This is a genomic window from Flavobacterium salmonis, from assembly GCF_903819435.1.
GTDB classification, from domain to species: Bacteria; Bacteroidota; Bacteroidia; order Flavobacteriales; family Flavobacteriaceae; genus Flavobacterium; species Flavobacterium chungangense.
In genome coordinates this window covers 296,249-320,999 of the sequence record NZ_CAIJDP010000068.1, presented here as the reverse complement: position 1 = coordinate 320,999, position 24,751 = coordinate 296,249, and the positions used below count along the sequence as shown (strand labels likewise).

Genomic DNA, 24,751 nt, shown 5'->3' with positions numbered 1-24,751 from the left:
CTTTTTTTAAGGTTGTAATTTGGTATAGTTAGTTATTTTAATGCTTTTTTGATGTCTTTTTCGAATAAGGTTTTGTCAAGATTATAAAAATCTACAAAATTTTTCTCGCTTATCTGACCGGAATAAGGAACATAATAATGCATTTTTTGTTCTTTTTCCTGCCAGCCATGATTTCTCCAAAGTAAGATATAAGATATTTTATAATCTCCAATTGCTTTTGTAAAAGTCCCTGTCCACCATTTACTATCGGGAACAGCTTCGTATCCGGCCTCTGCAACAGCAATTAATTTATGCTTTTCCTGACCAATTCCATTTATGATTTTAAGTTGATTCTGAACTTCGGCTATAAATTTTTCGCCACTTTTATCTTCGTTATTCTGATAGGAATCAAAGCTTAAAATATCGACATAATTATCGTCTGGATAGTTTTCTAAAAAAGCTTCTTTAGAACTGAAACTGCTGGTATTATAAACGTAAATTAAATTATGTACCCCTTTTTTTTGCAGGTATTCGAAGGTAAATTTCCATGCGGCTTTAAATTCTTCTGGCGTACAATTTCCTTTTCCCCACCAGAACCAGCCTCCCGTTAACTCATGGTAAGGCCTGAAAAGGATTGGTATGTTTTTTCCGTTCTTATCTTTTAAGGATAGAAAGAAATTGGCAGCTTTATCAAGCCATGATATGAATTTTTCATGATTTTTTTCACCCGGTAAAATGGTTTTTAAAGAATTTGAAGTATTGTCCCAGGCATTTTTTCCAGTTTCAGGATTGTCAAAATGCCAGCTTATTGTTGAAATTCCGCCTCGTTCATTTGCCTCTTTAATATATTGTTTCATTTTGTCAAAAGGAACTCCGTCAATATTATGGGCGTCATCTTTTTCCAGACCTGCTATATCCCATCCATATACTGCCGGGTAGTCCCCAACGATATCTTTTATATCGCTGCGCAATGGTTCGTATTTCCAGTTTACACCATAAGCCAGGTCATCCTGATGTCCGAAAAGATATCCTTTTTGAGACAATTGCTGTAGTTTTTTATAAAGAGCAACTGTTTCATTTGTTGCTTTTTTATCCGAAATTGACAAATTTGTATCAGTAGCTTTTGCTTTTATAGAGCATGAAACTCCAATAAAAGCAGTTATAACAAGGAGTAGGGATATTTTTTGCATAATTTATTAAAATATGTTTCATCATAAAGCTAAAAAAAATAAAAAGGATTGTAAAAAATTGAAATAATTTCTCATTAAATTCAATGCTGTCTTTTTTAACTCTTATATTATCAAAACTATAAAAAGAGGACGGATTAAAAACGATTACTGTTTATTATCTATAGTCTTTTTGAAAAGATGATAATTATTTTTTCAAAGATAAATGGATGTTTCTCGTATAATTAATATTATTTTATCAATTATATATCATATTATTGCAAATGGATTTGTTGTTTTATGATCTTTAATAACTTTATAATAATATGAGTACAGCTAAAAATTTTTACAGAGAGATTGCTCCTTTGTCCAGTGGTGATAGTTTTTTAGTCTTCGACAGAGTTAAGGATAGTTTTGATTTTCCGGTGCATTATCATCCGGAATTTGAAATTAATTTTATTTTGAACGGAAAAGGAGTTAAGCGTGTGGTTGGGGATAATATTGAAGAAATTGATAATGTTGAGTTGGTTTTGATTGGGCCTAATTTGTATCACGGTTGGGAATTGAATAAATGTACCAGTAAAAAAATACATGAAATCACTATACAGTTTCATAATGATTTATTTCATGAATCTTTGCTTTCAAGGCGTATTATGAATCCTATACGGGATATGTTTAATCGTTCTATTCATGGTATTTTGTTTTCTAAAAAAGTAGCAGAAGAATTAACTCCAAGATTGATAAAGCTCTCTAAATTAGATGGTATGGATTATTTTTTGGAAATCACTTCGTTATTGTATGATTTGGCTAATTCCAGAAATCAAAGATTGCTCTCGACTTATACGGTAGATTATGATACTTTTGAGGACTATGATAAAATGAAGTTAGTCTACGAATATGTACAAAAACATTTTGCGGATAAAATTACTTTAGAAGATGCGGCCAATATTGCAAGTATGTCTATAATTTCTTTTAACCGATTTATAAAAAAACGTACAGGGAAAACCTTTGTAAATTATATTAATGATATCCGAATTGGATATGCTGCTCGTTGGCTGGTTGAAAAAGATATGAGTGTTTCAGAAATAGCTTTTAAGTCCGGGTTTAATAATATAGCAAATTTCAATCGTAGTTTTAAAGCTACCAAAAATTGTACGCCTAGTCAGTATAGGGAGGATTTTTCTGGATTAAAGCGTATTTTGTAGTAATACTTTTTTTTCATAAACAAATATTATTTTTAACGAAATCGTTTTAATTTTTGACAAATCGTTAATTAATGTTTATTGTTTGTAGGGTTTTCAAGTAGATAAATTACGAATAATTTAAAAAAATGATCTTTTTATTTCACTATGTGTTTTTTTAAATTATTAAAGTAAAAATATTATCATCAAATGATATAATACTATTAACTTCATGTAAACTTCTGTTATAGATTTGTTAAAATAAATTAGTTAAAAAAACGAACTCCTTTTTTAGCTTTTTATCAAGTAAGTATTAAACTTAAACTAACCAAACATTTATTATGAAAAAACTAATGACTAATTTTATTCATTGGAATGCTAACCACAGAGCGATTCCATTGATTTTATTTTTGTTACTGACAAGTAATTTTATTACTGCTCAGGTTAAGGTATCGGGAACAGTCTCAGATGATAAAGGATTGTCAATTCCTGGAGCAAATATTTCGGTTGTAGGATCGAAAACTTCGGTTTCAACTGATTTTGATGGGAAATATACTATTGATGTTCCTGTAAATGCTACTTTACAATTCTCATTTATTGGATTTAATACTCAAAAAATTGCTGTAGATGGAAAAGGGACCATAAATGTAATTTTAAAATCTGCTGCTGAAGATTTAAAAGATGTAGTAGTAATTGGTTATGGAACTGTAAAAAGAAAGGACGTAAACAGTGCTATTTCCAGTATTGGAGCAAAAGATATTGAAAATTTAAAGGTGGCTTCTTTTGATCAAATGATGCAGGGTAAGGCTGCGGGGGTTGTTGTGAATAATAATTCTGGAGAGCCAGGAGGAAATGTTTCTGTAAAAATTAGAGGAGCTTCTTCTTTGACAGGTACTAACGAACCTTTATATGTAATTGATGGAGTGCCAATTTCCGGTGATGCCAGAAACTCATCTACATCAGGAAGAAATGCGGCCGGGAATTCTAACTTTTCAAACTCTGGTAATATTACATATAGTCCATTGTCGTTAATAAATCCTAGTGATATAGAGTCTATTGATATTCTTAAGGATGCTTCTGCTACAGCTATTTACGGTTCTCGTGGAGCAAATGGTGTTGTTATCGTGACAACAAAATCCGGAAAGAAAGGAACAGGGAAATTAACTTACGAAAACACATATTCGTTCAGTAATTTACCAAAAAAATTACCTTCGATGAACCTTCAACAATATGCAGCTCATCAAAATGCTTTGGCTCCTATTTTACGTCCAGGAGACAATACTGCTATTCGTTCTGAATTTGCTCATCCTGAACTTTTGGGTAAAGGTACGGATTGGCAGGATGAAATTTATCAAACAGGGATTATGACTTCACATCAGTTGTCTTTCTCAGGTGGTAAAGATGGAATAAATTATTTTATCTCTGGAGGAGTGCTGGATCAAGATGGTATTGTGATAGAATCAGGTTTCAAAAGATATAACGTGAGATCAAATATTGATGCTAAAGTAAATAAATTTATAAAAGTAGGTTTAAATGTTAGTGCTGCATTAACAGATGAAAAATTAACATTAAATGGTCAGTTTAATGGAGTAGTTGCTACTTCTTTATTCTCTACTCCGGATGTTGCTGTTAGAGAATTGTCAGGATCTTTTGCCGGGCCCCCTGCTGGAGGTCTAACTTCATTTGTTAATCCTGTAGCTACATCTTTATTAGGGTCTAATACATTAGTTAGAAAAAATTATTCTGGTAATTTTTATACTCAAATTGATTTGTTTAAAGGATTAGAATATCGTTTTGAATTTGGAGGTTATATGTATGATAATTTAGGTCAGCAATATGATCCAATGTATTCTTTAGGAAATGCAGTAAAAGATTATGCGAACTTATATTATAATCCTTCTTCGGGTAATTCCTGGAACTTAAAAAATATGCTTACCTACAGAAATACTATTGGCAAACATAACTTTACAGTTTTGGCAGTGCAGGAATCCAATAGGGCGCATTGGCAAGGACATTCTGTTAATGCTACTGGTTTTAAGGATAATAGAGATCACTCGCTTGCAGCTTCTGATTTGTCTAAAGCAATTATAAGTAGTCCGTATCAGGGGACACAAACATTATCCTCTTACCTAGGAAGGTTAGTTTATGATTATGCTGATAAATACGGTGTTAGTGCAGCAGTTAGGACAGATGGTTCTTCAAAGTTTACTGTAGGCAATAAATGGGGCGTATTTAGTTCTGTTGGTGCTTCATGGAAACTTTCAAATGAATCTTTTATGGAGGGTACTAAAAAGTATGTTGATAATATTAAACTTAGATTTGGTTGGGGACAAACAGGAAATAATCAAATTGGTAATAATTTGTATGATTCTAATTTACACATAGTAAATAGTTCAATGGGTAGTTCTTATTTACCTTCAAATACTCCTAATAAAGATTTGAAATGGGAAACTCAGGAGCAAACAAATTTAGGTCTGGATTTTACATTGTTTGATTCTAAATTTACTGCTACTGTTGAGCTATATAGAAAAGTTAATAAAGATTTCTTATATCAAGTTCCTTTACCAAACTTTCTTTCTGGTGGAGGGGATTATGAAGGAGGGGTAAATCCGCCTTACTTTAATCTTGGAAGTATGGAAAATAAAGGGATTGAGGTTACACTTGGGTATTCTCATAATTTCTCTGAAAATTTCTCGTGGAATAGTAGTTTGAATTTATCGAAATATGTTAATCAGGTTACCGATATGGCAGGATTAAATATTGTTAGGTCAATGAATACACTTGCTTATAACCCTATAACCGTTTCAAGAACTACGGAAGGCTTGCCAATAGGATCATTTGTTGGTTATCAGGCTACGGGAATTTACAGAACAGATGATGATTTGTTGACTTACGGACATGATAATGGTGGTACAAGAGTGCCTTTGAAAAATGGAACTAATTCATTATTGCCAGAGTTTCAAAAAGGAGATGTGATTTATAAAGATCAAAACAATGATGGAATTATTGATGTAAAAGATTTAGTTTCAATTGGAAATCCAAATCCAAAATTAACTTACGGATTTACAAATAATTTTAAATATAAAAGTGTTGATTTATCTATTATGGTTCAGGGAACTTCAGGGAATAAATTGATGAATTTAACCAGAGCATCGGGTGTAATGAATAGTAGTGTTGGAACAAATTATTTAACTGAAGCATCAGATTTCTATTCAGCAGACAATTTAGATGGTAGTTTGCCAACACCATCCGTTTATTCTCATATAAATAATGCGATATCGTCACGTTTTATTGAAGACGGATCTTATTTGAGAATTCAAAATGTAACTTTAGGTTATTCTTTGCCTTCAGATCTTATTTCAAAAATTAAACTGTCTAGATTGAGATTATATGCAAGCGCGCAAAATCTATACACTTTTACAAAATACAAAGGTTATGATCCTGAAGTAGGTTCTTATAATCAGGATGCATTATTGTCAGGTGTTGATAATGGACGTTACCCTACGCCTAGACAAATATCTTTTGGTTTAAATGTTGAATTTTAATATGATTAATATGAAAAATATAATAAAAAAGAGCAGTGCTGTTGCTTTGACATTGATGTTGTTGGTTTCATCCTCTTGTTCACAGGATTTTATAGATGTGCCTGCAGAGGGAACTCCAACTATGGGGAATTATTATGATTCAGATGTTAAACTTGATAATGCAACGAATGGATTGTACGGTATTGTGTGGTTTAATATGAATAAGGAGGGTTATTATGCAATTACAGATGTGATTTCAGGTAATTTGGTTTCAAAGTATAATGATAACTTTGCTAAGTTTACAGATTTAAGCTTTACGAATACGGCTTCATATATATCTGATTCCTGGAGATCTTGCTTTGGAGCTATAGCAAATTCTAATGCTTATATTAACAGTTTGCCTATCAGTGTTGGGCCTAATGTTAGTAAAGCAGCGTTAGATAATGCATTGGGAGAAGCGCATTTTATCAGAGCCTTTTCTTATTTCTTCCTTGTGAGATTATGGGGTAATGTGCCAATTATCGAAAACAATGCCGATTATTCTAAGAATTTTGTTATTCCAAGTAACCCGGTTGAAGATGTATATAAGTTCATTGAGAACGATTTGAAATTTGCTATTGATAATTTAAAAACTAAAAACAGAGGAGCAGATTATGCTGCTAATGCTCATGTATCTAGTGGATCTGCTAAAGCTTTCTTAGCAAAAGTATATCTATATCAAAAGAAATATGATTTGGCAAGACAAATGGCTCAGGAGGTTATTAATAGTGGAGAGTTTAAGTTGTTAGGAGGCGAAGAATTGCCTACAAAATCTTTTGCTGATTTGTTTTTGCAAAAAAACAATAATAATGAAGAATCAATCTTTTCATGGCAATGGACTGGTACGGGAACTTATTTTGAGGGTAACTTCTCTAATACAACTTTTGCTCCGGAAAATAGATTAGTTGAAACTACTTACAGTCAGGGTATCGCTCCTTCTCAGGACTTAATTAAAAACGGTTACGAAGTTAATGATAAAAGAAGAATAGAGACTTTTATGCTTCCTGGAGATTATTATCCAAATTTAACCTATGCTGAAACGACTGTAGGGGCTCCTTATATTTTAGGTTATACTTTTGACATTGCAAATGAAACTCAAAACTCTGGCTCCGGTGTAAAAAAATATGTAATTGGAAAAGAAAACTTACCAATCACAGGTAAATTTAATAAACCGTTTAATGGAGAAAGCAGTATGAATACGTATCAAATGCGTTATGCGGAGTTGTTATTAATTCATGCTGAAGCTATATTAGGTTCTCAAACAGGAAGTACTACTGATGCATTGGCTCTTAAATCGTTTAATGCAGTTCGTAAAAGAGCAGGTTTACCTGAAAAAGCTTCAATATCTTTTGATGATATATTTAAGGAAAGGCGTTCAGAATTGGCAGTTGAAGGAGATTATTATTTTGATTTAGGACGTTTGCCTTTTGCTAAAGCTAAAGCTATATTAGAAGCACAGGACAGAGGGGATAGATACACTGCAAAACATATTGCAATAACTGCTACAAGTCTTTTATTGCCTTATCCTTCAGATGATTTGATTAAAAATCCAAAATTGACAGAAGTAGTTCCATATACTTTCAAATAATTTTAAAAATATAAAATATGAAAAATTTAAAAAATGTTTCATTAATAGCATGTTTGTTATTTCTAATACTTTTTACTTCATGCTCAAACGATGATAATGATTCGAATGGAGGAAATACTCCGGTGATTGAGTCAGTAATGCCTTCTGGTTATTATGAAGATGGAACTATTAAGTCATTAGAGCCTGTTAGTATTGTTGATCCTAAAAACTATTATATAATTCATGGAAAGGGATTTTTAACAACAAAAAAGGTTTATTTTAATGATTATGATACCTATTTTAGACCAACATTTGTTACTGATACTGATATAGTTATATTGGTTGATGAAAAAACACCTTATGCGGATGCATCAAACAAAATTAAAGTTGTTACGGAAAAAGGAACTGCAGAGTTTGATATAACGGTTGCGCCACCAGTGCCTACATTCAACTGGTTTAATTCTGAAAATGCGGCAGAAGGAGATGTTGTTACAATTAATGGGAATTACTTTTTAAATCCTATTGTGAAAGTTGGAACAGAAAATGCAACTGTATTATCTTCAACTTTAACACAAATCACTTTTAAAATGCCTGCGAATGGAAATGACAAATATGTAACAGTTAGTAATATCTCAGGTACAACTCCATCAAGTGTTGGAGTGGGGTCGGCATTATACGATGATGTGTTGCAAGGAGATACCGGGCACTGGACATGGAGTGGAAATGAGTTTAATACAAACTATACTACAGATAAAATACAGGGAGATGCATCGATGAAAATAGTTTTTAATGGTTGGGATGGTGCTGATATGAAATTTAATTCCAGAGATGTTTCTAAGTATAAAGCTTTTAGAGTTCGAGTGAAAAGTGCTTCTGCTAATACTAATGCAAGTTTAACATTTGTGTTTGGAGGTTGGGCTTATCAAGTTAAAAGATCTCTTAGTTCTGTATGGACTTATATCGAAATTCCTTTTTCTGAAATAGGAAATCCGACAACTTTCGATCAGTTAACACTGCAAGAGTCAGGGAATTTTGGAGGTAATACTATATATATGGATGATATGGGATTTGTTTTGAAATAAATAAATTTGTTTAATTTGAGTTAGTCTAAAATGTTCCCTGGTTGAAAAATTAGGGAACATTTTTTATAAAGTATTTTAATTTAAAAAAAATGAAAAGAATAATTTTAATATTGGCTTTGCATATTTCCGTATTAGGCCTCAGTCAGGGAAATACCCACAATCAAACCGGAGGGAAATTTGAAGGTCTTGCAATGACACCTCCAATGGGGTGGAACTCATGGAATACTTTTGCAACCAATATCGATGAAAAATTGGTGAAAGAAACGGCTGATATTATGGTTTCTTCAGGAATGGCCGCGGCAGGTTATAATTATATTGTCCTGGACGATGGATGGATGGCAAAAGAACGAGATGCAAACGGAGATTTAGTACCAGATCCAGGTAAATTCCCAAATGGAATAAAAGCTGTGGTAGATTATGTACATAGCAAAGGTTTGAAATTTGGTCTGTATAATTGTGCCGGAACACAAACATGTGCCGGATATCCGGGAACTCGTGGTTATGAATACCAAGATGCCCGATTTTATGCCCAACTTGGAATCGATTTTTTGAAATACGATTGGTGTAACACAAAAGGAATTACTGCCCCCGAAGCTTATACTACAATGAGTAATGCATTGAAAACTGCCGGAAGGCCTATTGTGTTTAGTCTTTGTGAATGGGGTGATAACCAGCCTTGGGAGTGGGGTAAGCCAGTTGGAAACCTTTGGAGGATTTCCGGTGATATTTATCCTTGTTTTGATTGCGAATTTAAACATCCTGAAAATTGGTCATCCTGGGGATTCATGAAAATAGCAGATATGCGTAAAGATATTCGCAAATATTCAGGTCCTGACCATTGGAATGATTTTGATATGATGGAAGTTGGGAACGAAATGAATGATACCGAAGACAAAGCACATTTTAGCATATGGTGTATGTTGGCATCACCACTGTTTAGTGGAAATGATTACAGAAAAATGTCAAAAGAAACATTAGCAATTTTAACCAATAAAGAACTAATTGCGGTTAATCAGGATAAATTAGGTGTTCAGGGTTTTAAATATTTGGCAGAAGATGGATTAGAAGTTTGGGTGAAACCATTATCAGATGGAAATTGGGCTGTGACATTTTTGAACAGAAGTGACGTTTCTAAAAAAATCAATTTCGAATGGAAAAAACATATAGTTAAAGATATTGATTTTGGTTATGAGGCAAATTTGGGTAAAACAGTTTATAAATTGAAAGATCTTTGGAAAAACAAAGAAATTGGAAATACTAAAAATAATTTTAAAGCAGATCTTGCTTCTCATGATGTTATTACGCTAAGATTAATTCCATAATGTCTTAATATGAAATCAGAAATTAAACTTTTTGTGACTGTCTTATTATTAATGTTTTGTTATGCTAATGCACAATTTGTAAAAAAACATGGTAAGTTAAGTGTTCAGGGTACTCAATTGGTAGATAAAAACAATAACCCGATAGTCTTGCGTGGAATGAGTTTTGGCTGGCATAGCATGTGGCCAAGATTTTACAATGAAAAAGCAGTTAAGTGGCTGAAAAAAGATTTTAATTGTAATGTAGTTCGTGCCGCTATGGGAATCGAATTAGGGGAGATGGCTTATAAAAAGAACTCTCAATTTTCAAAAGATAAAATAGAGTCTGTTATTAATGGTGCAATAAAATCTGATATTTATGTGATTATAGACTGGCACAGTCATAATATAAATTTAGAAGAAGCAAAGGCTTTTTTTGCAGAGATATCTAAAAAATATGCGGAATACCCAAATGTCATTTATGAGATTTTTAATGAGCCGGATGATGAAACATGGCCACAAATTAAGTCGTATGCCGAAGAAGTAATTAAGGTGATAAGAAATAATGATTCTAAAAATATTATTTTGGTGGGATCCCCTCATTGGGATCAGGATGTCAATCTTCCGGCAGCTGATCCTATTATAGGGTACAATAATATAATGTACACGATGCATTTTTATGCCGCAACGCATGGTAAAGAACTCAGGGATAGAACTGATGAAGCGATTAAAAACGGTTTGCCAATTTTTATATCAGAATCTGCAGGAATGGAAGCGAGTGGTGACGGATCTTTGAATATGAAAGCATGGCAGGAATATATTGACTGGATGGAAGAACAAAAATTAAGCTGGATTACCTGGTCAGTTTCGGATAAAGATGAAACTTGTTCGATTCTGCAAAAATCCGCTAAATCAGAAGGTAATTGGAAAGAAAAGGACTTGAAAGAATCTGGAATTAAAGTCCGTGAATTTTTAAGGAAATATAATTATAAGGAATAAGTTTGTTATTTATCATGAGGAAAGCCTGTTCGTATGAGCAGGCTTTTTTTTGTTTTTTTAAGTTAATAGAATATTTTTTATGATATTTTTTTTGTAAGAATTTGGCTTGATTGTTTTTGATTTGTTTTAAACTTTTTAAACTTATTTTCGATAGCTTGAATCTTTTGCTTTTTTTTAAATTTTTATCAACCCCTATTTTTTAAGGGGTGATATGTGTTTTCGTGCTTAAAAAAGTGAGAAAATTGTCTTTTTTTATATTTTTAATTTTACAAAACCCTTCTTTTTTGCTAATTACGGCTTAAAATATGTTGTTGTATTTTTAAAAACCAATCCGTATAAATGTGAAATAACGATTATTTTTAATTTAATTTTTGTAATCCATAATTCTGCTTCAAAAACATTAAAAAAATAGATTTCGATTCTTCTACTCATACAAAAGTTAATAAATTCGCTGAAGAAAATGATGATGATTAGATGGATTTAAAGTTCAAAGTGGAATCGTATAATATAATAATAGATAAAAATTTAACTAACCAAAATCAAATTAATTAACTAAAACCAATTTAACACATGAAAAAAGTATTATTTATTTTATCATTAGCCTTAACAACAAGTTTTGCATTTGCACAAGATGACACTCCAGAAACTACTCCTTTAGAAATTTCAGGTTCCGGGGATGTATATTACAAATATGATTTTGCTAAAGTTCCTAATATTCCAACAAGCTTCGCAACAGATCAGAATTCTGTTTCTTTAGGAATGTTAGATATTGCATTGAAGAAAAAAATTAAAAATATTTCTTTTGTAGGTGAGGTGTCTTTTGGGCCAAGAGGACAAAGACAATCAATTCCAAATGAGCCAGGTGTGGTATTTGATCAAAATGGTGATATTATTCCTAATGTAGGTACTTCTGGAGAATCATTCCACATTCAAAATTTGTATGCTACGTATGCAGTTTCTGATAAGCTTAGTCTGACTGCGGGTTACATGGGAACATTTATCGGGTATGAGGTAATCTCTCCTGTAGGTAACTTTCACTACTCAACTTCTTATTTGTTTACCAACGGACCATTCCAAAATGCAGGTGTTAAAGCAAATTATGCAATAACTGAGAAATTTGGAGCAATGGTAGGTTTGTTTAATGACTCTTGGAATAGCTATAAAGCTGATTCGCAAAAAGGATTAAATGCTGTAGGAGGACAATTGTCTTATGTAACTGATAAAGCAAGTGCTTATTTGAATTTTATGGATGGTTCAGTAAGTGGTACTATTGTTGACTTGACTGCAACATTTCAATTAACTGATAAATTTAAATTAGGTTTAAACGCTGCTGATTTTTCAAATGAAGGAGATGTTGGTTATACAGGAGCGGCTTTATATCCATCTTATGCAATCAGTGATGCTTTTGCTTTGGGATTGCGTGGAGAATACTTCAAATATAAAGAAGGTTCTGGAGATACAAGTGTTACGGCTTTTACTTTATCAGGAAATTATAAAATAAACGGCTTAACGATTATTCCAGAGTTTAGACTTGATTCTAATTCAGATGAAGTTCTGTTCGTAGATTCTGATTTAGCTCCTGCTAAATCTGCTTCTCAGGTGCTTTTAGCTTTAGTTTACGGATTCTAAGATTAATAAAACATACTCTTTAGAAAAGAGATAAAGATTGATATTTTTTTTTTTTTTTTTTGGAAGCTGTCAAAATTGTGAAATTTTGGCAGCTTTTTTATTGGTATCAAATCGGTGGCTTAAAATCTGCAGTATTGTAATATTTAGTAGTACGAAAAAACACATTCTTAAACTTCTCTAGTCTGGTTTCAAAATAGTGAAACTGAAGGTCTCGTCAAAACAAACCTCTAATTTCAGTACAGAGTTTTTAGTTCACACGTCTCTCAAATATGTTTAACTGCAAACAGAGTAGTTAAGATGTGATAATTTGGGTCTGATAAAAAGTTGTTGATTTGCTTGATAGTTTTCAGTTTAAGTATAGCGGTTTTAACTTAATACGAATTTTAATCTTATCGTTTTGCGTAATATTTGTTAGTAGCTATTGATGTAAACAAAGAACTGTTTTTTTTTGGGTTGATTATTTGAGGATGGCGAGAGGAGAGATGTTTGTTGGTTTCTTATAAAAAAATGCGTTTCTAATTCAATTTAGAAACGCATTTTTAAATATGAAATTTAAAGTTATTGAACCTGTTTTTTATAAATCGAATAAATAGTATCTATTGTTTTACGGTCTAAAACAGAGCTGGTGTCAGTTTGAATATAATGTAATTTAAAAGCCATTATTGCTGCTGATAGATTTTTGGTATTATAACCAATAATTCGCAATGCAGGTTCAATTTTAAAATCAAAAGGAGCTTCTTCTAAAATTTCATCAGGCCATATTCCAAATCCTTTTTCAGCTAATGTCTTCCATGGAAATAAAGCGCTTGGATCTTGTTTTCTGCCTGGAGCAATATCAGCATGCCCTAGTATGTTTTGTGTTGGAATGTTGTAATCTTTTTTCAATTTTGTCAAAAGAGCAATTAAACTTCCAATTTGAGCTTCAGTAAAGGGTTTGAAGCCATTATTGTCAAGCTCGATACCGATAGAGCTTGAATTTAAATCTGTATTTTTGCCCCATGTTGAAGCACCTGCATGCCATGCTCTTAAATAATCATTTAACATCTGAACAACTTTTCCGTTTTCAGAAATTATATAGTGGGAGCTGACCTGTGTTTTGGTTTTTGTAAAAGTACTAATGGTTTGCTGTAGAGAATCTTGAGCTGTATGATGAATAATAATGAAACTGGGTTTTCTCAGATTGAAATTGACAGTTCCTATCCATTCTGTGTTGATACCATTTAATAAGGGTGTAGATCCTGTTTTTGATAACGTATCTTTTATAATACCTAATTGCGTTGCGTAAGTAGTATCAATGATAACCGTGGTAACTGGTATTGGTGCAACTTCTTTGCTTGTAATTTGATTTTCTAAAGCTTTAAGCTGCTGATCATAAACTTTTTCTGTTTTTCTGTATGGGTTTTTTGTTCCGCAAGAAGTAATTATAATTGCTGAAATGAGATAATAAAAATGTTTTTTTAACATGTTTTACAATTTAAGATTAAGTAGAAATAGTTATTCTGCAGGTTTTATTTCTTCAGTATCTTCCTTAACTTCTTTTTTTTCTTTCTTCTTTTTTGACTTAGTCTTTTTTATTTCTTTAAAATTAGCCATAAAAGTGGTGTATTTTTCTATCTGTGCAGGATTTAAAAAAGCAGTTATTTTTTTAGTCGTAACTTCTCTTAATGCATTTATTTGCTCAATTTTCTGATCCTGACTACTGCTTTCGTTTTTTAAGAGAACACCTTGTTCTCTCATGCTGTCTGCTAAAACATTGGTAATGGCAATAACTTGCAATTCATCAAGATTTACCTCGGGTTTCATTTGTTCAACAATTTTAGCAGCTGTTTCTTCAACCGGTACTTCTTTAGGTTTGCTTGGGCTGCTTTGTGGACCTTGCATCATGCTTCTGTCCATCCCCATTCCGCTGCCTCTGCCGTATCCGTTTCCATAACCGTTATTGTATCCATTTCCATACTGTGCCAATACAGATGTAAAACTTAATAAAGCAAACGCTAAAATAAAAAAAGAGTGTATAGATTTCATAAAAGTATCTCTAAGTTGATAATGAATAATCAATAAGCGTAAATTTAAGCAGGTTCCCCGTATAAATCAAATTCTGTTGCTTCTATTATCTTGATATTAACAAATTCCCCTGTTTTTACATAATGTTTAGAGGCATCTATTAAAACTTCATTGTCAACATCCGGGCTGTCAAATTCGGTTCTTCCAACAAAATGAGCACCTTCTTTTCTGTCAATAATACATTTGTAAATCTGTCCTACTTTTTCCTGATTCAAATCCCATGAAATTTGCGATTGTAATTCCATGATTTCATTGGCTCTGGCTTGTTTTACATCAGCAGGAACATCGTCTTCTAATAAATAAGCATGAGTGTTTTCTTCATGAGAATAAGCAAAACAGCCCATTCTGTCAAATTTCATTTCCTGAACAAAATCCTTCAAAATTTCAAAATCTTCCTGGGTTTCGCCTGGGTAACCAACAATCAAAGTAGTTCGGATGGCCATTCCGGGAACCGCAGCACGAAAATCTTTCAATAACTGAGTCGTTTTGGCCTGGGTTGTGCCACGACGCATCGATTTTAAAATATTATCCGAAATATGCTGTAACGGGATATCAATATAATTACAGATTTTAGATTCGCGTTTCATTAATTCCAAAACATCCATAGGGAAGCCGGTAGGATAGGCATAATGTAAACGAATCCATTCAATTCCTTCGACCGCTGCCAATGCTTCTAAAAGTTCAGCAAGATTTCTTTTTTTATAAAGATCAAGGCCATAGTAAGTTAAATCCTGAGCGATCAAAATTAGTTCTTTTACGCCGTTTTTGGCTAAACCTTGCGCTTCCTTTACTAATTTTTCAATTGGCTGAGAAACATGTGAGCCCCGCATTAACGGAATCGCACAGAAACTGCACGGTCTGTCACAGCCTTCGGCAATTTTTAAGTAAGCGTAATTTTTGGGAGTAGTCGTTAAACGCTCTCCTAATAATTCATGTTTATAATCTGCTCCCAATGCTTTTAAAAGCTGAGGCAGTTCTGTAGTTCCAAAATATTGGTCTACGTTCGGAATTTCTTTTTCTAAATCCGGTCTGTAGCGTTCGGATAAACATCCTGTTACAAAAACCTTGTCGACCAACCCTTTGTCTTTTTTATCAGCATATTCCAAAATCATGTTTACCGATTCAGCTTTCGCATTGTCAATAAAACCGCAAGTGTTGATTACGATAATGTTTCCTTCCTCAGCGGCTGGTGCCTCATGTTGTACTTCTTTACCATTGGCACGAAGCTGTCCCATTAACACTTCACTATCATATACATTTTTCGAACACCCAAGAGTGATTACGTTAATTTTGTTCTTTTTTAAAGACTTGGTTCTCATACTTTTATAAATTGGAGTGCAAAATTACACTTTTTTATTCAAACACAGACTGTTTAGGTTTGTTTTAAGGTGTTTTTTCAGGAGCCACTTCCCGCTATCCGTTACAATCTTTTATGCCGAACACCGGCAAAAAAGGATTTTCACTTCTATCGGGGCTAAAAAAAATCCGTCCGGTAAAGACCAGACGGAAATCTTCAATCCTCTATTTTGATTTTTAATTACAATTCAAATAATAGGGTAAGTGAAACATTGTTAAGTTTAGAATTAATTTTTGCAGGGTCATTTAATCCGGTTGCAAAAAATCCCTGATTTGATTCTCTTTCAGTAAAAGAATAAGCAAGGTCCAATTTAGTAGAGCCAAAGTTATAGCCCAAACCACCAGAATAGCTGTTTAAATCTCCAATTGTTTTGCTGTCGTTATAAGGACTTCCTTCAAAACGGTATCCTCCGCGTAAGCTTAATCTCTTGATTTTAAATTCACCTCCAATACGCAATTCACCATTTGTGGTAAATTGGTTGTCTATCTCTCTGTTTAATTCTCTGAATCCCGAATCGTTAGTGGGTTTGAATTTAGTGTTTCCATAATCCTTAATAGAATAATCAATACTAATTAATCCTGATTTTCCAAAGATATATGCACCACTGAAAGTAAATTTTCCGGGAGTTTGCAAAGTATATGAATCGTAAACATTTATAATATTAGGATTTACTTCGTAGTCAATGGCTTCATTTGCATTATTTTCTGTTGTCGAATATAAACTTTGTGAAAGTTCGTCGTATAGTTCATACCAGGTGTTTGATTCGTAAGCTAAACCAAGTCTTAATGATTTTGTGACTTTAGCAATTGCTCCTAATTGAAAAGAAAACCCGTTTCCATAAGTATATAAATCATTATTAAAGCGCACGTTAGATATGGTTTGAGTAGCTTCAAGGGCGCTAGTGTTTCTTTCGAAAAAGCTGCTGGATCTTCTGTAGTCAGTAACATGAACATTTAAATTGGCTCCCAGATAAATTCTGTCCTGATATGATGTTGCGATGTTAAAGCTTAGTTTGCTATTGTATCCTCGTGCGTAAATTTCGTTTTCTTGTATATAATTTCCTCCGTCAGGAACGTTGGTGTTGTATTGTGTATTGTTAGCATCGTTTGGATTATCTGGGAGTATCACTTTTCCATAAAATCCAAAATATGCTTGTTGCTTATCGTAAAACAAATCGCTGTAGTCAAGACCAGTAATATCTCCTAAAGATATTCCATTAGCATAATTTAAAAAATAGCTGTCAATAGAGTTTTTGTTTTTATTGGTTCCGGCTGAGAAAATATTATTGTTGAAATTATTGGTGTTTTCATAAGTGGCTCCAATTGCAATTTTTTTCCACTTACTATTTGGATTACGGTCATTAAAAACAAAAATAGCTCCGGCTTGGTTTAAAATAAAAGAATTTTCCTTGTCGCTGGTCTGTTCGCCAAAATAATCAGAGTTGTTTTTGATGTTTTGATTACTAAAAGTAACCCCAACCTGATTGTTGTTAAATATAGCAGATCCCGCTGGGTTTACAGACAAAGAAGAAAAATCTCCGCCCACTGCTCCAAAGGCTCCTCCCATTGCTCTAAATCTGGCAGTTCCGGTTAAGTTGTCCTGGGCATAACGTATGGCATCCGAAACTTCCTGAGAGTATGACATGCTAAAAGTTAGTCCTGATATAAGTAGCAAGAATGTTTTTTTCATTGATTTAGTTTTAATATATAATTCTGGATAAGTTTAGAAGGAAAGTGTTATCTTCTTCCGCCGCCACCGTATGACCTTCCACCTCCGCCACCGCTACCGCCAGACGATCTCATGCTTCCGCCGCCGCTACTGTTATTATTGTATGAACGGGAAGATGAACTTGGTGTTGAGTAACTTCGGGATGAATTATTGTTGTTACTGTTGTTGTAAGTTCTGTTTGTGGTAGTAGTACCGCTTGATCTTCTGTTTGAGTAATCGTTACTGTAACTTTGTGTTGCTGTGTTTCTTCGATTCGTAAAAGTTGGACTTGAATTTGAATTATATGTTCTTCCGTTTACTGAAGAATTTCTTCTGTAATCAGAATAGGTGTTTTGTCTATTTGTAGAATAGCTTCTGTTTGTGTTGTAATTTCTGCTTGAAGTATAGTTTCTATTAGATGAATAACTTCTGTTTGTGTTGTAATTTCTGTTGGAAGGATAATTTCTTCCGCCATAGTAAGCAGCAGATCCTCTTCTTCCATAATTGTAGGAATAGTTATTGTATCCATAACCGCCTCCCCAATATCCATAACCAGGTCCCCAATATCCAGGGTATCCCCATCCGTATCCAGAGTATCCCCAGTAACCTCCGCCGTATCCCCATCCATAGTAAGGATATCCAAATCCATAACCAAAACCCATAGACCACATTGGGTCAGAATAAAAGTTAACGGATACTTCAGAATTGCTGCTTCCCCATGAAGGATAAGCTGTCGCTGAAGTGGTTTGTGTGCTGTCGCTTTCTGCATAATTTCCGTAACTATCTACATCCGTAAAAATTTCAGTAGACTGGTTGTCATCTTGCAGTGATTTGAAATAATCTTTGTATTGGTTATTGGCAGCTGTAGTGTTTGGTTGAGAATAGGTGCGTGTGTTGCCATATACTCCATCGTTATCATTATACGAAGTGTTTTGGTAAGATCCACACGATGTTAATAGAAAACTCAATAATCCAATTAGATAGAAATGAGTTGCGTTTTGTCGGAGAGAAATATAAGTTTTCATATCTGTGGTGTTTTTTATTGTTGCACATTACAAAAATAGTTAGTTTTGCGGAACTATTTAGTTAAAAAAATAAAACAAAATTTGTGCCAAACTATTCAATATGAGTAAGAACCTCACTACAAGATCAGAAGATTATTCGAAATGGTATAACGAACTGGTTGTTAAAGCAGATTTAGCCGAAAATTCAGGAGTTAGAGGATGTATGGTAATTAAACCATACGGATATGCTATTTGGGAAAAAATGCAGGCAGAGTTAGACAGAATGTTTAAAGAAACCGGACATCAGAATGCATACTTTCCTTTATTCGTGCCAAAAAGCATGTTTGAAGCCGAAGAAAAAAATGCAGAAGGATTTGCAAAAGAATGTGCTATTGTAACGCATTACAGATTAAAAAATGATCCGGATAAACCTGGAAAACTTATGGTTGATCCGAATGCTAAATTAGAAGAAGAACTTATTGTTCGTCCAACAAGTGAGGCAATCATCTGGTCTACATATAAAGGATGGGTGCAATCGTATAGAGATTTACCTTTATTAATTAACCAATGGGCAAATGTGGTACGTTGGGAAATGCGTACGCGTTTATTTTTAAGAACTGCTGAATTTTTATGGCAGGAAGGACATACTGCACATGCTACAAAGGCAGAAGCAGTAGAAGAATCTGAAAAGATGATGAATGTTTATGCAGATTTTGTAGAAAACTTTATGGCGATTCCTGTTGTAAAAGGTATAAAAACCGAAACAGAACGTTTTGCAGGAGCGGATGAAACGTATTGTATTGAAGCTTTAATGCAGGATGGAAAAGCCTTGCAGGCAGGAACATCTCACTTTTTAGGGCAAAATTTTGCAAAAGCATTTGATGTAAAGTTCGCTAATGCAGAAGGGAAGCAAGAACACGTTTGGGGTACCTCATGGGGAGTTTCGACTCGTTTAATGGGAGCTTTGGTTATGACACATTCTGATGACCAGGGATTGGTTTTACCTCCAAACTTAGCACCGATACAAGTTGTAATAGTGCCAATTTATAAAACAGATGAACAATTAGCCGAAATTACAGATGCTGTTAATGATTTGACGGCTAAACTAAGAAAATTAAGGATTTCAGTTAAATATGATGACAGAACAACACAAAAACCAGGGTTCAAGTTTGCTGAGTGGGAATTAAAGGGGGTTCCGGTGCGAATTGCTGTTGGTCCGAAAGATTTAGAAAACGGAACTTTTGAAGTTGCAAGACGAGATACATTGACAAAAGAAACAGTTTCCGGAGAAGGAATTGTAAATTATGTAAATGATCTGCTGGAACAGATTCAGAAAGATTTGTTTAATAAAGCGTTAGACTATCGTAATACACATATTACGGAAGTAAATAGTTTTGAGGAATTTAAAGAAATATTAGATGGTAAAGGTGGTTTTGTTTCGGCTCATTGGGACGGTACAGCAGCTACCGAAGAAAAAATAAAAGACCTGACAAAAGCAACAATTCGTTGTATACCTTTAAGTCATGTAGAAGAGGCGGGAAGCTGTGTGTTTACTGGTAATCCATCTACAAAAAGAGTGTTGTTTGCGAAGGCTTATTAATTTTTTTTAATTTTTTTTGCATCAGGTATTGTACATCTTAAAAATAGTTGTATTTTTGCATCCGCATTAGAGAAACACACGGTCCGTTCGTCTATCGGTTAGGACGCCAGGTTTTCATCCTGGTAAGGGGGGTTCGATTCCCCCACGGACTACTTTTTTTCTTGCAGATTAAGTATTTTCTTGATATATTGGTCCGTTCGTCTATCGGTTAGGACGCCAGGTTTTCATCCTGGTAAGGGGGGTTCGATTCCCCCACGGACTACTAAAATTAGTTGTGAATAAGTTTTATAAAATAAAAACTGGTGTCTCTGTTTTTATTTTATTAGTTAAAACCAAAGTGATTGTTTTGCAATTGTGGGAGGTTTTTCTTTTTTAACTAGTATCTATAATAAATTATTACATCTAAAATTAAAAAAAATGGCAAATCATAAGTCAGCATTAAAAAGAATCAGAAGTAACGAAAAAAGAAGAGTTCTTAACAGATACCAACATAAAACTACTCGTAATGCTATTAAAGCATTAAGATTAGCTACTGAAAAATCTGATGCTGCTTCTAAATTATCAACTGTAATTTCTATGATTGATAAATTAGCTAAAAAGAATATCATTCATGATAACAAAGCTTCTAATTTGAAATCTAAATTAACAAAACATGTTGCTAAGTTGTAATTAATTACAATTTCCTACAATATAAAAAGTCCTCTTCTTGAGGACTTTTTTTGTTTTATAAAAACTCAAAGCAGTTTCTTGAAACTTATAAACAAGAAATAAATAGGCTAAATAGATAATTAGATTAACTTAATTATTAATTTTGTATTCTAAACTACATTTCAGATGAATACTCATTTGTTTAAAGAAAGTCCTTTCAGAACTATAATATCTTTTCATAAATTAATTGAATCTTTCGAAGAAATAGCCTTGTCAGATGTTGATTACAGGTCGAATTATGCAAAAGCAATCCTGAAAGAAACAGAAGCTTTGCCTGAATTTAGAACCGGTATAGAAGACTATAAGTTTATTCAAAAAAATGAAAGTCTCATAAAAAATCTATTGGCTGATTTGTTTCCGACAGCTTTAACGCATAACGAAATAAAAGCAGTTACAATTCCATTTCAAAATTTAACATTCAATTATACAGAACGATTCAGGAAAATTTTGAGTAATGCGGGTTCTGAATTTGATATGGAAATCCGTGATTTTGATGAGCACCAATTTTATATTAATAACTGCTGTCTGATTTTAAGTAGTTACTATCACCAAAATATAGATTTTAACAAGCCTTTTTTCTACGATATACCTGATGATAAAGGTGTAGAAAGACATTATCGTATTTTATACAATGCAGATTTTTTAGAAATCATTCCAACCGAGAATTCAATACAATTATTGCAGGATGATATCGATTTGCTAATTGATAATTATAATGATATTGCGTTATGGAAATCTAAATTTCCTTTAGGTAGTTGGATCTTAAAAGGTTTTGGAATTGTTTCCTTATTTGATGCTACTACTGAAAATGCTGTTTCGAATTTAAAGAGTAATCTCTTAAAGCCAGAGGATACCGTTACTCCAACCGAAATTATTGAATCAATTTTCATATCATTATTTAAAATTCCAGGTTTAAGATTCGGTTTTATAGTCTACAGTCCTGAAGAGGAAAAATTCAACAGGCCTCCTAAATTTGATACCAAAATGCATAGTTTTTTGCTTTCGGATGATCATGAAGTACATTGTAAAAATGCTTTATTTGGATGCTCTTTTGAAAATCTTTTAGACAAAAAGGAGTTATTTGTAATTTCAAATGTTGAGAAATTTTCTCATGAAGCAGGAAATGAAAAACTAGGAAAACACTTACTTAATCAAAATATAAACAGTTGTATTTTTGCGCCAATTATTAAAGATGATCATTTATTGGGAGTACTTGAAATTGTTTCTCAAAATCCAAGGGAACTCAATAGTATAAATGCAACCAAGCTAGAGTTGATTTTACCGTATTTAACTGATACTATTGATCGCTACAATACTGATATGCAACATCAGGTTGAAGCTATTATCCAGCGAGAATATACTACTATACATCCGAGCGTTTATTGGAAATTTAAAAAAGAATCTCAGAATTATTTCCAAAATATCAATCATTCAAAAGATTATATTTTCAAAGAAATTGTTTTTAAAGATGTGTTTCCGTTATATGGTCAAATTGATATAAAAGGTTCGTCTGAACATAGAAATGATACGGTAAAGAAAGATTTAAAAAATCAGCTTACCACTCTTTTGGAAATTTTCGAAAATCAGAAACCAAACGCTAATTTAGTTCTTTTGGAGCAGCGTAAATTTGAACTTGAATCATTGCGTCAAGAATTAGATTTCCCATTAAAAGCAGATACTGAACAGCATATACAGCGTTATATTGAAGAAGAAATTCATCCTATTCTTAAAAACACAAAGGGTACAGCCAGGAACGAAAAGTTAGAGCAACTGTATTTTGAGAGTCTGGACGAAAAATCTGGCTTGTTTTATCATGAAAGAAAGAAATTTGATAATGCAATGTCTATTATTAATAAAAAATTAGCCTCAGTTTTAGATAAAAAGCAAATTGAAGCCCAACAAATTTATCCGCATTATTACGAACGTTTTAAAACAGATGGTGTTGAGCATAATTTATATATAGGAGCTTCTATAACGCCTTCTAAATCTTTTGATATGATGTATTTGCATAACCTTCGTTTGTGGCAATTGCAGACTTTGTGCGAAATGGAATTAGAACATCATGAACTCAAAGCTTCATTGCCGTACGAATTGGATGTGACCTCGCTGATTTTGGTGTTTAGTGCTCCTCTTTCAATTCGTTTTAGAATGGATGAAAAACGTTTTGATGTTGACGGAACTTATAATGCACGTTATGAAGTTGTGAAAAAAAGAATCGATAAATCGAACATAAAAGGTTCAACCGACAGAATTACAGAAAAAGAAAAAATTACAATTGTCTATTCGCAAAATAGTGAAGAAGCAGAATACTTAAAATATATTAAATATTTACAGCACAAAAAAATATTGGAACCCGCTATCGAACAATTTGAAGTTGAAGATTTGCAGGGGGTTTCAGGATTAAGGGCGATACGTGTAAAAGTCATAAATAATACCGGAAATTCAATTTCTCAAAAAATCACTTATCAGGACTTATTAGATGAACTTAAATAAATTTATCGTAAAAGTAATATGATTTTTGAGGATTGAAGCAAATAGTTTTTGTTAAGACCGAGCAGGCGTTCATATGATTTATATACAGAAAAGAGATCTATCTGAAAATAGAGCTTTAATTGCTTTTATACAGATAGATCTATAGCGCTATTTTTAAATTGATTTGAATGCGATAACAAAAGCAATTACTGTAACAATAATTCCAATCATGAAAATGTTGTAAGCAATTCTTAGCAAATTATATTTTCGTTGTAAAACCAAACCTAGATAATATAAATCTTTTATCATTGTAGAGTATAAATAATCACGGTCTTTCATCATTTCATTCATTGCCCAATCATATTCGTGTAAAGGCATTTTATAAAAATTTCCAAAAAACATTAAATTTACCTTTTTGGCCTGGACATCCTCTCGTGTAAAAAAACCAGAGGTTACTTTGGGTCTTGTTGATAAAATAGCGAAAATAATAGTAATTACACTAGAGATCAGCATTATGAATGTAGGGATTACCAAATGAGCATTTTTTGGACTATCTAATTTTGGAATAATAGAAGAAAGTGCAATTGAAATGATAATAGCATTTACAGATAATAAAATATTTGCTTTGCTGTCTGCAATACCACTTAAACGAGTGTGATTCCCTAAAGTAACCCGAAATAAAGTGTCTATGCCGCGATCCGGTTTTTCCGCTTTATCTTTCTTTTTGTTTTCATCTTCGATTACAACAGTTTCTTTTGCTTGCTGCTTGTTGATTTTTTTCTGAATACGAACGAGATTCTTTTCTTTTAAAGGCTGCCATTTTTTTTGGGCATAATCCGTGTAAAAATGGTGTTTAGTCATTAAAAACTTGAAATTTTCTGTAGCCCATTCCAAAGTAGAAAAATCGACAATACCTGTGTTTTTTAATTCCAGGCGTAATAATTCACACGTATTTGTATATTCCGGACTAATAATGTGTATGAAGTCCGCATCTTTAATTATTTTTTCTAAATGATTTTTTGGGACATATTCTTTGGCTGTTGCCGAAATCAGTTCGCCTACTTTTTTTATAAAATCCTCTGATTGATTTCTTTCTTTTAGAAATTCGGAAGCGATCTTTACACTTTCGTTTTCGTGATTTTCATAACCTTTTGTATAACCGGCATCATGAAACCATGCAGCAATTAAAAGTAGTTCCCTTTCATCGGTATTTACTTTTTCTTTTTCACACAGTTCCTTTGTTGCATTTACCACACTTTGTGTATGGCTAAAATTGTGGTAAGTATATAAATTAGAAAGTTTATCTTTGAGTAAATTACTGATGAAATCTTCGGATTGTTCTATTAGATTCATAGAGAATATTTTTATACCACTA

At 32.9% G+C, this 24,751-nt stretch carries 17 protein-coding genes and 2 tRNA genes; 12 read left to right on the top strand and 7 right to left on the bottom strand.

What is annotated here, in order from left to right:
• Window positions 1-32 precede the first annotated feature (32 nt).
• Window positions 33-1,169: a glycoside hydrolase family 26 protein gene (locus tag FLACHUCJ7_RS11495; protein WP_180908996.1), complete on the bottom strand. Its 1,137-nt coding sequence runs from the start codon at window positions 1,167-1,169 to the stop codon at window positions 33-35.
• A gap of 302 nt (window positions 1,170-1,471) precedes the next feature.
• Between FLACHUCJ7_RS11495 and FLACHUCJ7_RS11490 the strand changes: the two genes are divergently transcribed.
• The 7 genes from FLACHUCJ7_RS11490 (at window position 1,472) to FLACHUCJ7_RS11460 (ending at window position 12,464) form a co-directional block, all read left to right on the top strand.
• Complete coding sequence (locus FLACHUCJ7_RS11490) at window positions 1,472-2,350, top strand: AraC family transcriptional regulator (protein WP_031456060.1); 879 nt, start codon at window positions 1,472-1,474, stop codon at window positions 2,348-2,350.
• Between the two features lie 317 nt (window positions 2,351-2,667).
• Complete coding sequence (locus FLACHUCJ7_RS11485) at window positions 2,668-5,871, top strand: SusC/RagA family TonB-linked outer membrane protein (protein ID WP_180908995.1); 3,204 nt, start codon at window positions 2,668-2,670, stop codon at window positions 5,869-5,871.
• Window positions 5,872-5,881: 10 nt separating this feature from the next.
• Window positions 5,882-7,477, top strand: a complete 1,596-nt coding sequence (locus tag FLACHUCJ7_RS11480; RefSeq protein ID WP_180908994.1) for a RagB/SusD family nutrient uptake outer membrane protein — start codon at window positions 5,882-5,884, stop codon at window positions 7,475-7,477.
• 17 nt (window positions 7,478-7,494) lie between these two features.
• Window positions 7,495-8,538 (top strand): IPT/TIG domain-containing protein, encoded by a 1,044-nt coding sequence (locus FLACHUCJ7_RS11475; protein ID WP_180908993.1) that lies wholly within the window; start codon window positions 7,495-7,497, stop codon window positions 8,536-8,538.
• An 89-nt stretch (window positions 8,539-8,627) separates the two neighbouring features.
• Window positions 8,628-9,860: a glycoside hydrolase family 27 protein gene (locus FLACHUCJ7_RS11470; protein ID WP_180908992.1), complete on the top strand. Its 1,233-nt coding sequence runs from the start codon at window positions 8,628-8,630 to the stop codon at window positions 9,858-9,860.
• A 9-nt stretch (window positions 9,861-9,869) separates the two neighbouring features.
• Entirely contained in the window at window positions 9,870-10,835 is a 966-nt protein-coding gene (locus FLACHUCJ7_RS11465) for a glycoside hydrolase family 5 protein (protein ID WP_180908991.1), read from the top strand.
• 570 nt (window positions 10,836-11,405) lie between these two features.
• Window positions 11,406-12,464: an outer membrane beta-barrel protein gene (locus FLACHUCJ7_RS11460; RefSeq protein ID WP_078226172.1), complete on the top strand. Its 1,059-nt coding sequence runs from the start codon at window positions 11,406-11,408 to the stop codon at window positions 12,462-12,464.
• A 558-nt stretch (window positions 12,465-13,022) separates the two neighbouring features.
• On the opposite strand, the gene FLACHUCJ7_RS11455 is transcribed toward FLACHUCJ7_RS11460, so the two are convergent.
• From FLACHUCJ7_RS11455 to FLACHUCJ7_RS11435, 5 genes are all read right to left on the bottom strand, one after another.
• The gene (locus tag FLACHUCJ7_RS11455) at window positions 13,023-13,928 is read right to left on the bottom strand and encodes an N-acetylmuramoyl-L-alanine amidase (RefSeq protein WP_078226173.1); all 906 of its coding nucleotides are present in this window, start codon (window positions 13,926-13,928) and stop codon (window positions 13,023-13,025) included.
• Window positions 13,929-13,958: 30 nt separating this feature from the next.
• Window positions 13,959-14,489, bottom strand: coding sequence for a hypothetical protein (locus FLACHUCJ7_RS11450; RefSeq protein WP_078226174.1), 531 nt, complete (start codon window positions 14,487-14,489; stop codon window positions 13,959-13,961).
• Between the two features lie 44 nt (window positions 14,490-14,533).
• Window positions 14,534-15,847, bottom strand: coding sequence for a 30S ribosomal protein S12 methylthiotransferase RimO (rimO, locus tag FLACHUCJ7_RS11445; protein ID WP_180908990.1), 1,314 nt, complete (start codon window positions 15,845-15,847; stop codon window positions 14,534-14,536).
• A 218-nt stretch (window positions 15,848-16,065) separates the two neighbouring features.
• Window positions 16,066-17,574, bottom strand: coding sequence for an OmpP1/FadL family transporter (locus FLACHUCJ7_RS11440; protein WP_180908989.1), 1,509 nt, complete (start codon window positions 17,572-17,574; stop codon window positions 16,066-16,068).
• Between the two features lie 47 nt (window positions 17,575-17,621).
• Window positions 17,622-18,617: a hypothetical protein gene (locus tag FLACHUCJ7_RS11435; protein WP_180908988.1), complete on the bottom strand. Its 996-nt coding sequence runs from the start codon at window positions 18,615-18,617 to the stop codon at window positions 17,622-17,624.
• Window positions 18,618-18,717: 100 nt separating this feature from the next.
• Here FLACHUCJ7_RS11435 and proS point away from each other — a divergent pair, with 100 nt between their 5' ends.
• The 5 genes from proS (at window position 18,718) to FLACHUCJ7_RS11410 (ending at window position 23,397) form a co-directional block, all read left to right on the top strand.
• Window positions 18,718-20,196, top strand: a complete 1,479-nt coding sequence (proS, locus tag FLACHUCJ7_RS11430; protein WP_180908987.1) for a proline--tRNA ligase — start codon at window positions 18,718-18,720, stop codon at window positions 20,194-20,196.
• A gap of 80 nt (window positions 20,197-20,276) precedes the next feature.
• Window positions 20,277-20,348 (top strand) — tRNA-Glu (locus FLACHUCJ7_RS11425).
• Between the two features lie 38 nt (window positions 20,349-20,386).
• Window positions 20,387-20,458: transfer RNA gene (locus FLACHUCJ7_RS11420), tRNA-Glu, on the top strand.
• Between the two features lie 155 nt (window positions 20,459-20,613).
• Window positions 20,614-20,865 carry a 30S ribosomal protein S20 gene (gene rpsT / locus FLACHUCJ7_RS11415; protein WP_007803459.1) on the top strand — a complete coding sequence of 84 codons (252 nt, stop codon included), beginning with the start codon at window positions 20,614-20,616 and terminating at the stop codon, window positions 20,863-20,865.
• Between the two features lie 165 nt (window positions 20,866-21,030).
• A complete protein-coding gene (locus FLACHUCJ7_RS11410) occupies window positions 21,031-23,397 on the top strand; it encodes a GAF domain-containing protein (RefSeq protein WP_180908986.1) in 2,367 nt (788 codons plus the stop codon).
• 153 nt (window positions 23,398-23,550) lie between these two features.
• Here FLACHUCJ7_RS11410 and FLACHUCJ7_RS11405 read toward each other — a convergent pair whose 3' ends face one another.
• Window positions 23,551-24,729 carry a Pycsar system effector family protein gene (locus FLACHUCJ7_RS11405; RefSeq protein WP_180908985.1) on the bottom strand — a complete coding sequence of 393 codons (1,179 nt, stop codon included), beginning with the start codon at window positions 24,727-24,729 and terminating at the stop codon, window positions 23,551-23,553.
• Window positions 24,730-24,751 lie beyond the last annotated feature (22 nt).